The following is a 12,393-nucleotide window of genomic DNA, read 5'->3' on the forward strand; positions in this document are numbered from 1 at the left end:
CCTCCTGATCTTTCTCATCCATTCATCGGGGTTAAAGAAGTTTGAATTTTAGAACATATAACGAATGGCTTTCTTTTCATTTAGGCAATTGTTAAAATCAATGCTTTAACGTAAAACTTAAAAGATTAAACATCAATGTTAGGAGGCTTTAGCCAATGGAGCATACATCTGTTTCATCACTCGTTGTCGTTATTATTGTCGCCTTTTTCACCCCACTTTTATTGCACCGGTTTAAGCTGACCATTCCGGTCGTTGTTGCTGAAATCATCATGGGGCTCATCATTGGAAAAAGCGGTCTTCAACTGGTAGTTGAACATGATGCATGGTTAGACACGTTATCCATGCTCGGTTTTATTTTTTTGATGTTTTTAAGTGGACTTGAAATAGATTTTTCTTCTTTTGAGTCAAAGAAGAAAGCACGAGAACTGCCAAATGGTCTAAAAGAACCAAATACGTTTAAGGCAGCCACGATTATTTTTCTTGGCGTATTTAGTATTTCTTTTATCCTGTCCTATGCGTTTGTACTTGCAGGGTTTATCCAAAATGCCTTTTTAATGACGCTCATTATATCGACCATCTCATTAGGGGTAGTGGTTCCTACCTTAAAAGAGGAAAAGTTAATGCAGACGAATATCGGTCAAATCATCTTGCTTGTCGCCGTCATTGCTGATTTGGTGACGATGATTTTACTTGCTGTGTTTTCCTCCATTTATGGCGATGGTACAGGGAATATGTGGCTTCTGCTCTTATTATTTGCTGCGGGCATTCTGCTTTATTTATTTGGCCGCGTATTTAAGACAAAGTCGATTTTTCAGTCCATGTCAAAAGGGACCGTGCAAATTGGGACAAGGGCGATCTTTACTCTCATTATAGTCTTAGTTGCCTTATCTGAATCACTCGGTGCTGAAAATATTCTTGGGGCGTTTTTAGCGGGCGTACTTGTGTCCCTTCTTTCGCCGAATAAAGAGCTTGTCCAGCAGCTGGATTCATTTGGCTACGGATTTTTGATCCCCATCTTCTTTGTGATGGTCGGAGTGGATTTAAATATATGGGCACTGTTCAAGGACCCAACCATTATGATCATGATCCCGCTGCTGTTTATTGCATTACTGGTTAGTAAGCTCATCCCGATTCTTTATTTGAAAAAATGGTATGACATGAAAAAAGTGATCGGTTCTGGCTTTTTATTAACATCGACGTTATCACTCGTCATTGCAGCTGCGACGATCGGGGAGCGGCTCGGAGTCATTGACCATAAAATGTCTGGAGCGCTGATTCTAGTCGCGGTACTGACGAGTATTTTAACGCCTGTTTGGTTTAAAGCGCTGTTTAAAAAAGAACAAGCTGCGAGCCATAAAAAACGTGTGACCTTTATTGGTGCAAATCAGCTGACCTTACCTGTCACACTTGATTTACATCAGGATGAATATGATATTCGGATTTTACATGTTTTTCAAGAAAATAAAGAAGCGCTGCTTGCTGACTCCATCTTTGAAGTCGAATCGATTGAAGAGTACGACGATGAGACGCTGCGAAAGGCAGGCGTTGGCCAGGAGGATGTCCTCGTCGTCGCAACAGGCAGTGAGACGAAAAATAAGGAAATTGCTATATTTGCAAAGGAAGAAGGAGCGAAACAAGTCATTGCTAGTGTCAACAAAGCTGAGACAGAGCTGACATTGAAGGAAGCAGGCATTGATACGTTTTCTAATTTCCTATCATCTAAAACGGTGCTAAGAGCCTTGATTGAAGCACCGGATGCGATTCGATTATTAACAAATGAGGATACTTCTTTGTATCAAATTCAAATGAACAATCATCGTTATCACAATGTCATGCTGAGGGAATTTCCGTTTACCGGTGATTTGGTCTTTGTCCGTATTTTCAGAGGGGTAGACAGCTTAGTACCACATGGAGATACGACGCTTAAAAGCGGCGACCGTGTGCTTGTGTCAGGCTCTCGTGAGTATGTGGCAGGACTAAGAGCCCAATTAGAGTAAGAATGAATCCTTGACCAATGAACAATTCCTGATTAAGATAGAAGTACAACATCATATATTTGATCCACTAGGGGAGTCCTTTAAAAGGGCTGAGATAAAAGTGTCGACTTTTAGACCCTCATTACCTGAACAGGTTCATACCTGCGTAGGGAAGTGGTGCGGTTTTTGACTATGCTTTTTACAAATTCCAAGCCACTTTCCACGCGGAAAGTGGCTTTTTTATATGGAAAAACAGGAGGAGAGAAACATGACGTTTTCAACTGAATGTAAAGAAGCAGCAGCAACATGGTGGAATGGAAGCTTCACACACCCATTTGTCAAAGGGATTGGAGATGGCACGCTTTCACTCGATCGTTTCACGTATTATGTGATGCAGGATTCATATTATTTAACTCATTTTGCAAAGGTGCAAGCATATGGCGCAGCGATTAGTGAGGACTTACATACGACGGGCAGAATGGCGTATCATGCGCAGGGTACGTATGAAGCAGAGCTGTCGCTGCATAGAAAGTTCACAGAGCTTTTGCAGATTTCAGATGAAGCCATCGAGAACTTTAAGCCTTCTCCGACTGCTTATGCGTATACCTCTCATATGTACCGATCTGTGAAAAGCGGACGATTTGAAGAGATTTTAGCCGCATTATTGCCGTGCTACTGGCTATATTATGAGGTGGGTGAAAAGCTGAAACAAACCACACCTGACCATCCGATTTATCAGGAATGGATTTTGACATATGGAGGGGATTGGTTTAAGGAGCTCGTCTTTGAACAGGTCAACCGCTTTGATGAACTAGCCGAGAAAGCACCAGAACATGTACGGGCCAATATGAAAGAAAATTTTGTGATTTCAAGCTATTACGAGTACCATTTCTGGGAAATGGCGTATCAAAAAGAAACATGGCAAACAGCATGCTTAGATGGGGTTGGTGCAAATGGAACTCCACGCAGTGACAAATGATTCGCTTCCTGTGGATGAACTGATCAAACAAATAAAAGCCATCGCACCTGAAGTGGATTTTATTCATATCCGGGAACGGTCTAAAACAGCAAGTGAGCTTGTTGATCTCGTGAAAAGACTCTTTTTAGAAGGTGTACCGAAAGAGAAGCTCATCATCAACGACAGAGTAGACGTTGCACTGCTCACCAATATTCACCGGGTACATCTCCCAGGCCATAGCTTTTCGCCAAAAGAGCTGCGGCAAAAATTCCCTCACCTTCATGCGGGTGTCTCTGTTCATTCGATAGAAGAAGCGAAAGCAGCGGAGAAAAATGGAGCAGAGTATGTCATGTTTGGGCACGTATATGACACCACTTGTAAACCAGGACTTCAGGCAAGAGGCGTACAGCTTGTGAAAGAACTGACATCTTCACTGTCTATTCCAGTGGTGGCGATCGGTGGATTGACACCTGACCGCATTCCAGAATTGAAACACGCGAATGTGAAAGGGATTGCTGTCATGTCTGGGATTTTTACTCATCATCAGCCGCGCATGATGGCACAAGCATTTTCTAAACAGGTAAAGGAGCATCCTTATGAAGAAGCATTATGACGTTGCAATCATTGGTGGTGGAATCATAGGAATGTCCATTGCCTATCACCTTGCAAAAGCAGGAAAGCAGGTCGTCTTATTTGAGGCGAATGAGGTAGGGAAGCAAACGACAAGTGCGGCTGCTGGGATGCTCGGTGCACATGCTGAAGGAGAGGGTCATGAGGATATTTTTTTCCAAGCAGGCAGAGCAAGCCAGGCATTGTACGAGAAGTTAAAAGTCGATCTACAGCATGAATCTGGCATTGATATTCGGACATCAGCGGGCGGTATCATGAAGGTAGCTTTTACAGAAGAAGAGAAACAAGCACTTTGCCGGATGCAGCATTTGTCTACATTTGAGTGGCTTGACGCAAGCAGCGTAAAAAAATGCATGCCTCAAATGGCAGATAACATTCTAGGAGCAGGTTTGATTAAAGAGGATGTTCATGTCGAACCTTATGCGGTATGCCGGGCATTTTGGCAGGCGGCGGTCCGGTACGGGGCGGATGTGAAAGAGTGTACATCTGTGATTGAAGTGAAGCGGGAGAAAGAAGCGTTAGCAATTAGAACAACGAAGGGAACATTCACATGTGATGATCTGACTGTAGCGAGTGGTGTATGGTCTGGCCGTTTTTTTGAAGAGCTTGGATTATCTCATTCTCTTTATCCAGTAAAGGGGGAGTGTGTGTCTGTATGGAATAATGGCCCAGCACTCGCACACACCATTTACCATGATCATTGTTATATCGTTCAACGAGATAGCGGCAAACTGGTCGTTGGCGCAACGATGAAGCCAAACGAATGGCAGGCTGTTCCAACGCTTGGCGGCATCGAAGCTGTGATTCAAAAGGCGTCTCAGCTTATGCCTTCGATCAAGGAGATGCCGATTGATCAGTGCTGGGCTGGTCTTCGCCCGGCGACAAGCGACCGGCATCCCTACATTGGAAGACATCCAGAAGATCAGCGTATTCTTTTTGCTGCAGGGCATTACAGAAATGGCATTTTACTTGCCCCGATTACTGGAGAGATCATTCGCGACCTGATATTAGGTGAACCGGTCAAAAAGGAATGGCTTCACGCGTTTCGTATTGGCCGAAAGGAGGTACTGTTTGTATGAAAATTCAATTGAATGGCAGAATCGTTGATTTCGATCAAGAGAATGGAACGATCTATGATCTGCTATCAGCCTATCAGCTTGAAAATAGAGTAGTGATCGTGGAAAAGAACCAAGAAATTATTGACAAAGAAGCGTTTCAACAAGTAAAAATTCAATCTAATGACACGATTGAAATCGTTCACTTTGTAGGAGGAGGATGACAACATGCTGCACATTGGCGGAAAAACATTCACATCAAGATTATTACTTGGTACAGGGAAGTATCCATCATTTGAAGTTCAAAAAGAAGCCGTGAACGTATCAGAAGCAGAAATTTTAACCTTTGCTGTGAGAAGAATGAACATTTTCGAAGCATCTCAGCCTAATTTTTTGGAGCAGCTTGATTTATCAAAATATACGTTGCTTCCGAATACAGCTGGTGCAAGTACTGCGGAAGAGGCAGTTCGTATTGCTCGTTTAGCGAAGGCTTCTGGACTGTGTGACATGATCAAGGTAGAAGTCATTGGCTGCTCAAGGTCTCTTCTGCCAGATCCAGTCGAAACGTTAAAAGCATCGGAAATGCTACTCGAAGAAGGGTTTATCGTGCTGCCCTATACATCTGATGATGTGGTGCTGGCGAGAAAATTAGAAGAGCTCGGTGTCCATGCTATCATGCCAGGGGCTTCTCCGATTGGTTCAGGTCAAGGCTTACTAAACCCTCTGAATCTCTCATTTATTATCGAGCAGGCGAAGGTACCGGTGATTATTGATGCTGGTGTAGGCTCTCCAAAGGATGCAGCTTATGCGATGGAGCTAGGGGCTGACGCTGTATTACTGAACACAGCGGTGTCTGGTGCAAAGGACCCTGTGAAAATGGCAAAAGCCATGAAACTGGCAATTGAATCAGGAAGACTAGGCTTCGAGGCAGGACGGATTCCTTTGAAAAATTATGGGACAGCAAGCAGTCCGCAGGAAGGAATGCCGGCATTTTGAGCACACGTTATTCACGTCAAGAGCTCTTTCAGCCAATCGGCACAGAGGGGCAAAAGCGGCTAAATGACTCAAAGGCCGTCATTATTGGTGCAGGGGCGCTTGGAACAGCTAGTGCTGAAATGCTCGTTCGTGCTGGCGTTGGATCTGTCACCATTTTGGATCGAGATTATATTGAATGGAGCAACCTTCAGCGTCAGCAGCTTTACACGGAGCAAGATGTGCATGATCGGCTGCCAAAGGCTGTGGCGGCTGAAAATAGACTCAAGCAGGTGAACAGAGACGTGCATGTCAAAGGAATCGTCGTCGATGTGACCGCTGAACACATTGATGAACTGGTCAGCGGGGCTTCGATTATCGTGGATGCAGCGGATAATTTTGAGGTGAGGATGATTGCAAATGATGCTGCTGTCAAACATCAAATTCCGTTCCTTTACGGAGCCTGTGTAGCCAGCTATGGTATTCAATTCACTGTGATTCCTGGTGAGACCCCGTGTTTACACTGCCTGCTTGAACATTTACCCGCACAAGGCATGACCTGTGATACAGCCGGTATCATTAGTCCAGTGGTGCAGCAGGTGGCGGCATATCAAGTGGCAGATGCCCTTAAATATTTAACAGGCCATCAAGTGACGCCAATTTTAAGATCCTTTGATTTATGGACCAATGAACGATCTGACATCCGATCAGCCAGTTCCTTAAAGAAGAAACAATGTCCAAGCTGTGGGCTGAAGACATATCCTTTTCTCTCCTATGACAAGAGAGCGAAGGCAGATGTACTATGCGGCCGCAATACGGTACAAATCCGCAGTGCTACTGAAATCCCGCCACCATTACACGAAGTGGCTGTTCGCTTAAAGAAAGCAGGAATGGATGTGCTTGAAAATCCGTATTTACTTTCTTGTCAAAAGGATGAATATAAGCTTGTTTTATTTAAAGATGGCAGAGCACTTGTACATGGTACAAATGATATGGCCAAAGCAAGAACCATTTATCATCAATGGATTGGCTAATGAGAGGTGTGATGAAATGACGATCAAAAAAGCATTCACCATCGCGGGTTCTGATTCTGGCGGCGGAGCTGGCATTCAGGCAGATTTGAAAACCTTTCAGGAGCTCGGTGTATATGGAATGTCTGCGATTACAGCGATTACAGCACAAAACACACTTGGCGTTCACGGGATATATCCACTTTCAATCGAGGCGTTAGAGCGCCAAATAGATGCAGTGGCAGAAGATTTACGGCCAGATGCCGTCAAAACAGGAATGCTGTGGAGTGCCGAAATGATCAATACGGTTGCTGAAAAAACGGTTCAATATGAGATGAAGCTGATTGTCGATCCAGTCATGATCGCAAAGGGAGGGGCTTCTTTATTAAATGAAGATGCGGTCTCTGCGTTGAAAACACACTTGCTGCCTGTCAGCTATGCCGTAACGCCGAATCTTCCTGAGGCAGAAGTGCTGACAGGCATGCGCATTCAGACAAAAGAGGATCGCTATCTAGCAGCGGAACGTCTATATGAGCTTGGTACGAAACATGTCGTGATCAAAGGGGGACACGGCCCCTCTGGCGGTATGATAACAGATCTGTTGTATGATGGAACAGGCTTTATAGAAGTCACAAACGAACATATTGATACCCCACATACACATGGCACAGGCTGCACGTTTGCAGCGGCATTAACAGCTGAAATTGCGAAAGGATACTCCATGAGAGAGGCTTTTGAAACAGCAGAAACCTTTGTCCATGAAGCCATCAAATTCCCTTTGAATATTGGCGCTGGACATGGACCTACCAACCATTTTGCTTATCAGCAAAACAGGCTCAAACGATAAGAGAATCGAACCGTCTTCACTTGCGAGGACGGTTTTTTGATGAAAAAGAAACTTTCTTTCAGCGGAAATTGTCATTCTCTCATGATCTGTGATAATATTATGATCAGGTACTAATACTATGTCTTGAAAAAATAGGAGGCTTTATTACATATGAACTTTTCTTTAGAAGGCCGTAATATCGTGGTGATGGGTGTTGCCAATAAACGAAGCATCGCTTGGGGAATTGCCCGCTCACTTCACGAAGCTGGAGCTCGTTTGATTTTTACTTATGTTGGAGATCGTCTTGCTGAATCTGTAAAAGAACTTGCAAGCACACTTGAGCGCAATGATTCAATCATTCTTCCATGTGACGTGACAAGTGACGAAGAGATTGAAAAATGTTTCGCTACAATTAAAGAAAAAGTACAAGTCATTCATGGCGTTGCGCATGCGATTGCATTTGCAAACAAGGAAGAACTTGTCGGTGAATACTTAAACACGAACCGTGAAGGTTTCCTTTTGGCGCACAACATTAGTGCATACTCATTAACAGCTGTAGCAAAAGCAGCACGTCCATTGATGACAGAAGGTGGAAGCATCGTCACGCTTACATACCTAGGCGGAGAGCGTGTGGTATCTAACTACAACGTAATGGGTGTAGCGAAAGCAGCACTTGAAGCAAGTGTGAAATACTTAGCAGCTGATTTAGGCGCAGAAGGTATCCGTGTGAACAGTATTTCTGCTGGTCCAATTCGTACGCTGTCTGCAAAAGGCATCAGCGGCTTTAATACAATCCTGAAGGATATTGAAGAACGTGCACCGCTTCGCCGTACAACGACTCCTGAAGAAGTTGGCGATACAGCTCTATTCTTATTCAGTGATCTATCACGCGGCATGACAGGTGAGAATCTGCATGTTGATTCTGGCTTCCATATCATTGCCCGCTAAACGAATCATTGAATTGCAGCATACCAAAGATGGGTATGCTGTTTTTTTATTTTTCTTCTGATTTGAGACATCCGCTCATATATATAAGGAATGAATCATTCGGGAGGGATTAGTATGTCAAATAAAGGTGATGAGAACCAGAAGCCGCTTATGTATATTGTTCAGCCGAGCTATGATGAATCAATGCCGGCCATGCAAAATATCGTGAGAAAACGAAAGAAATCAGAAAAACCGCAAGAAAGTCATCAGAGTGCAAAAGACGTGATCGAAGAAAGCACGCACGAGGAACCCGTGGCTCAAGAAATAGAGAAGAAAAAAGAAGTCGGGCCGCCTGAACTTCAGCAAGAACAAGACATCACACAAGAAGCAGAACTTGCACAAGAACAAGACATCACACAAGAAGCAGAATTTACACAAGAACAAGACATCACGCCAGAAGCAGAGCTTACACAAGAACAAGACATCACACAAGAACCAGAACTTATACAAGAACGAAAACCCCAGCGAGAAGAGGAAAAGCCGCCAGAAGGTGTATTTCATGAAACAAAAGAAGAACGTAGAAGAAAACGAGTGAAAAAGCCTTTAAGTCAGATGAGTATTGACGAAAAAGTCGATTTTCTCACAAGCCTGCCTCATAATATGCCAAGAGCCCTTTGCCTGATTGAAGCTGATGGTAAAACATATAGAGGGATTATCATGGATCGAAAAGAAGATCTAGTGGTCATTCGAACAGCGGGCGGGGGAAATCCAGTTGAATTAGCAATAGATGAAATTTCCTCGATTCATCCGCTTGGCTTTTAACGAATAAAAAAAGTCCCATAGAGGGACTTTTTTTGTTAGCAGTTACGGTTGATGAGTCGTGGATTTAAGCACTCGATTGCGCAGAAGCAGTCAAGATCTACTTCAATGCAATACTTCGATTTTTCTAATCGGAACACATCACATAAGGAATCTTTATCTGTAAAATCTAAAATATGACGGTCTTTGTCAAATGCAATAAGCAAGCTGAGTGTTGCGCAGTGATCACAGATGTGTTCGACTCTGAAAAATGCAGTGCTGAAGCAAGGACCTGCATCTACTTCTCCGACGTTTCCGAATGCGACGAATGGTTTTGATTTGGATGTAAAGAGAACAAACGGGACAGTGTCACCTAATGAATGTGATGGAGAAAGGAGATTGCTGTAACAGCTGGTCGGGCAATCTTCTTCGACGGCACTTTGTAAGTCGTTAATATTTTCAACAGCCTCTGCTACACAGCTCCATGAATGTTTGCGGCTCATATTCAACCCTCCTATACTAGGAAATTTGTTTGAGTGTTTGAGCACTGTCATCATCTACAAGCTTTTTTGTTTTGCCAGTTGATACTTCTACTTTCAATCAATGCGGAAGCGGCAGCTCTTATGCTGACTGCTCCGCATGATTGGCTGTCATTCGTAAGGAAGGGGATGCTTTGACTCATGACAAGTTAGGTCAACGGACGATTGGTTTAGCCGTGGTGATGATGCTTTTTATCTTTCGATGGCATGACTCTGTCGACAAGCTCTGGGTTTAAACATTGGATCGCGCAGAAGCAGTTTAGATCAACCTCAATACAAAAGTCCGTTTTTTCTAGACCAAAGAAGTCAGGGTCACAAGGGTGACACACGCTTAGCGTATGTCCGTGTACATCAACAGGTCTTAATACAGATAACGTAGCACAGCAGTCGTGTAATTTTTCAACCCGGAAGAAAATGGATTCGAAGCATTGGCAATCGTCAACAAATCCTCCAATGTTTCCGAAAGTAGAAAACAATCCGCCCTTTTTATCAAAAATTAAAAACGGAATTGTATCTTTTCCAGAAACTGTCGGGCTTAATAAATTACTGTAGCAGCTCGTAGGACACTTATCTTCTACAGCTTCCTGCTCTGCTAAAATCTTATCAACCGCATCGCATACACAGTTTTCATCATGTCGGCCATGGTGTTTTCCGCAGCTCATGGATTTCAGCTCCTTTAACAAGGTATTTGACTTTAGTCCTTAACAACATATGTATGCGCCCTCTAGTTGGTGTGGGTAAATGACTATTTATATTTGTTGTATTTTTATAAAAGGAAAAGCAGAGCTTTTCGCTCTGCTTTTGGACATTAGAGGATACCAATTGCAACGATTGTCGCAACAAGTGTTTGAGTAAGTGTTTGAATCGCGATCGAGATATCCGCATCGATTGTCGATACTGTAACGTTTCTTGAATTTTCGATGACAAGTTTCTGGCGGTTTGTTTGTTTGTGAGTAGCGGCTTGTAAAAGATCTTGTGTGACGCGGTCAGCCAGATCACCGTCTGCGATTGAGATATTTGTAATGGTGATGATCGCTGTTTGAACAGCTACTTGGATAGATGCTGCAACCTGTGCATCAACAGAAGAGACGTTAATGTCACAAGAGTCTCTGACGATAATGACTTCCTCAGATGTCTGCTTTGTAAAACTCAATTGATCAAAGTCTTGCAAGACATCTTCATCATCATAATAGTGGCCATCACAAACTGCTTTTCTTTCATAGTTGTAATCGCCGTGGTGTCCGTGGTGTCCGTGGTGTGTACAGTTACGATCTAGAGCGACCCAAGAATATGGTTTAGAATCCATTTCTATTCCTCCTTCCGTTTACTTTATTAAATGCTGGAATGCGTGGTTTTGTCTCGGGCATTTACCCTAGCAGGCAACCCATTTTTATTTAATCGTTATTACGCTGCGCATCACGGCGCTGCTGAATACGATCTCGAAGTGAATTTCGTTTTGGACGTACTTTTGGTTCAGGCTGTACTTCTTCCGCATGTTTTGCTGCCTCAGCCTGCCTTTTTTTCTCCTGCTGCTGTTCTACGAAATCATTTGCTTTTTTTTGTAAGTCCTCGACTAATTTCAAAATCATTCTTCTTTGATCATCTGAGATATTTGCTTTCTGATCATCTGTGATATTGTTTTTGTTTAACACATCACTTACAAGAAGACTCGTTAATGGATCAACATCAGTATTGATTTGAAACTCCTTTTTTTCGTTCTCTTCAGCCACGATGATTTCACCTCTTTCATACGTCATGTTAGAAAAGAAAGGGTCAAAGAATGCCGGCTTCAACTAAGAGTACATTCAATGTTTGAGTGAGAATTTGGACGGAGTTCATAATGGATGCATCTGATAATGTAATCGTAATGTTATAGCAGTTGATGATTTGAATCACAGTTTTCTTTTGGACTGTCACTTGTTGTGTGGATAAAAGCTGATCTGTGATGTCTGCAGCCAATTCATCGTCTGGTACAAGAAGTTGAATTAAAAGAGTAATGATTGTCGTTACGGTCGCTTGAAGGGAGAGTGCAGCTGTTACATCTGTTTTATGAATTGTGACATTTTCGGAATCTTTGATCTCAATGAAATCATCATAACTGCTGATTAATTCGTTTAACAGTTGTGTGTATAATAAATCAGCACTTTCTTCAATAGACAATACTTTCACTCCTTTCTTATCTATACATTATTTAATGCAGCAGAGGCTCAAGGTGGAATCGGAAAGCGTGAAAAAGTACAACCCAATTTTATTTCCGCTCGATTCATCATGGCGGTCTTTCTTTTTGCATATATAAAGAAAGGACGCAAAAAAGAAGAAAAAAGGAGGTGGAGGCTCCTGAGTGGTGCTTTGTCATTTGTCGTGTTTGCCCTCGCATCCTTTAGACTGACGAGGCTGATTGTGTTTGATACCATTACTGCTCCTTTCCGCCGTTTATTTCATGAAGAACAGGAAGAGGTCAATGAACAAGGTGAAGTGGAGACATATATCATCATTAAAGGTAAAGGGCTGCGGTCTTGGGTAGGAGAGCTGTTAAGCTGTTATTGGTGTACTGGCATGTGGTGCACTGCTGCTTTACTTCTGATATACATACTATTTCCTGTCATCAGCATGTGGCTTAATTTACTATTAGCAATTGCCGCGGCAGCAGGCATTATTGAAGCGATCGTCTCAAAGCTGGTGAAATAAACAGGCATACTGAT

The 12,393-nt window shown here is 43.0% G+C and carries 16 protein-coding genes and 1 riboswitch; of the genes, 11 read left to right on the forward strand and 5 right to left on the reverse strand.

Annotated features, from left to right (window positions below):
* Positions 1-155 precede the first annotated feature (155 nt).
* From MKZ03_RS05570 to MKZ03_RS05615, 10 genes are all read left to right on the forward strand, one after another.
* Positions 156-1,997, forward strand: a complete 1,842-nt coding sequence (locus tag MKZ03_RS05570) for a monovalent cation:proton antiporter family protein (protein ID WP_106031509.1) — start codon at positions 156-158, stop codon at positions 1,995-1,997.
* A 59-nt stretch (positions 1,998-2,056) separates the two neighbouring features.
* Positions 2,057-2,166: riboswitch (TPP riboswitch) on the forward strand.
* Between the two features lie 78 nt (positions 2,167-2,244).
* A complete protein-coding gene (gene tenA, locus MKZ03_RS05575) occupies positions 2,245-2,955 on the forward strand; it encodes a thiaminase II (RefSeq protein WP_034663213.1) in 711 nt (236 codons plus the stop codon).
* Complete coding sequence (gene tenI / locus MKZ03_RS05580) at positions 2,930-3,547, forward strand: thiazole tautomerase TenI (protein WP_307499461.1); 618 nt, start codon at positions 2,930-2,932, stop codon at positions 3,545-3,547. Before tenA ends, tenI begins: the two co-directional genes overlap by 26 nt.
* Positions 3,531-4,643 carry a glycine oxidase ThiO gene (gene thiO / locus MKZ03_RS05585; protein WP_341031217.1) on the forward strand — a complete coding sequence of 371 codons (1,113 nt, stop codon included), beginning with the start codon at positions 3,531-3,533 and terminating at the stop codon, positions 4,641-4,643. Before tenI ends, thiO begins: the two co-directional genes overlap by 17 nt.
* Positions 4,640-4,843, forward strand: coding sequence for a sulfur carrier protein ThiS (gene thiS, locus MKZ03_RS05590; RefSeq protein ID WP_034663206.1), 204 nt, complete (start codon positions 4,640-4,642; stop codon positions 4,841-4,843). Before thiO ends, thiS begins: the two co-directional genes overlap by 4 nt.
* 4 nt (positions 4,844-4,847) lie before the next feature.
* On the forward strand, positions 4,848-5,615 hold the full coding sequence (locus tag MKZ03_RS05595; RefSeq protein WP_034322849.1) for a thiazole synthase: 768 nt from the start codon (positions 4,848-4,850) through the stop codon (positions 5,613-5,615).
* Entirely contained in the window at positions 5,612-6,625 is a 1,014-nt protein-coding gene (locus MKZ03_RS05600) for a thiazole biosynthesis adenylyltransferase ThiF (protein WP_341031220.1), read from the forward strand. The genes MKZ03_RS05595 and MKZ03_RS05600 overlap by 4 nt, the downstream gene beginning before the upstream one ends.
* A 16-nt stretch (positions 6,626-6,641) precedes the next feature.
* Positions 6,642-7,448 (forward strand): bifunctional hydroxymethylpyrimidine kinase/phosphomethylpyrimidine kinase, encoded by an 807-nt coding sequence (gene thiD, locus MKZ03_RS05605; RefSeq protein ID WP_307499464.1) that lies wholly within the window; start codon positions 6,642-6,644, stop codon positions 7,446-7,448.
* 150 nt (positions 7,449-7,598) lie between these two features.
* On the forward strand, positions 7,599-8,375 hold the full coding sequence (gene fabI, locus MKZ03_RS05610; protein ID WP_034663198.1) for an enoyl-ACP reductase FabI: 777 nt from the start codon (positions 7,599-7,601) through the stop codon (positions 8,373-8,375).
* Between the two features lie 114 nt (positions 8,376-8,489).
* The gene (locus MKZ03_RS05615; RefSeq protein ID WP_106031514.1) at positions 8,490-9,176 is read left to right on the forward strand and encodes a CotO family spore coat protein; all 687 of its coding nucleotides are present in this window, start codon (positions 8,490-8,492) and stop codon (positions 9,174-9,176) included.
* Positions 9,177-9,211: 35 nt separating this feature from the next.
* On the opposite strand, the gene MKZ03_RS05620 is transcribed toward MKZ03_RS05615, so the two are convergent.
* The 5 genes from MKZ03_RS05620 to MKZ03_RS05640 all read right to left on the reverse strand — a co-directional run bounded on the left by MKZ03_RS05620 (position 9,212) and on the right by MKZ03_RS05640 (position 11,851).
* Positions 9,212-9,655: a CotY/CotZ family spore coat protein gene (locus MKZ03_RS05620; RefSeq protein WP_106031515.1), complete on the reverse strand. Its 444-nt coding sequence runs from the start codon at positions 9,653-9,655 to the stop codon at positions 9,212-9,214.
* A gap of 206 nt (positions 9,656-9,861) precedes the next feature.
* Positions 9,862-10,353 carry a CotY/CotZ family spore coat protein gene (locus MKZ03_RS05625; RefSeq protein WP_034663191.1) on the reverse strand — a complete coding sequence of 164 codons (492 nt, stop codon included), beginning with the start codon at positions 10,351-10,353 and terminating at the stop codon, positions 9,862-9,864.
* A 146-nt stretch (positions 10,354-10,499) separates the two neighbouring features.
* The gene (locus MKZ03_RS05630) at positions 10,500-10,997 is read right to left on the reverse strand and encodes a spore coat protein (RefSeq protein ID WP_034663188.1); all 498 of its coding nucleotides are present in this window, start codon (positions 10,995-10,997) and stop codon (positions 10,500-10,502) included.
* A gap of 88 nt (positions 10,998-11,085) precedes the next feature.
* Entirely contained in the window at positions 11,086-11,421 is a 336-nt protein-coding gene (locus MKZ03_RS05635) for a hypothetical protein (protein ID WP_034663892.1), read from the reverse strand.
* A 43-nt stretch (positions 11,422-11,464) separates the two neighbouring features.
* On the reverse strand, positions 11,465-11,851 hold the full coding sequence (locus tag MKZ03_RS05640; RefSeq protein ID WP_106031516.1) for a spore coat protein: 387 nt from the start codon (positions 11,849-11,851) through the stop codon (positions 11,465-11,467).
* A 177-nt stretch (positions 11,852-12,028) separates the two neighbouring features.
* Between MKZ03_RS05640 and MKZ03_RS05645 the strand changes: the two genes are divergently transcribed.
* Positions 12,029-12,379 (forward strand): DUF1360 domain-containing protein, encoded by a 351-nt coding sequence (locus tag MKZ03_RS05645; protein WP_034620057.1) that lies wholly within the window; start codon positions 12,029-12,031, stop codon positions 12,377-12,379.
* The last annotated feature ends 14 nt before the right edge of the window (positions 12,380-12,393 follow it).

Origin of the sequence: Bacillus sp. FSL R5-0431, from assembly GCF_038002985.1 — a bacterium.
Taxonomy (GTDB): Bacteria; Bacillota; Bacilli; order Bacillales; family Bacillaceae; genus Bacillus.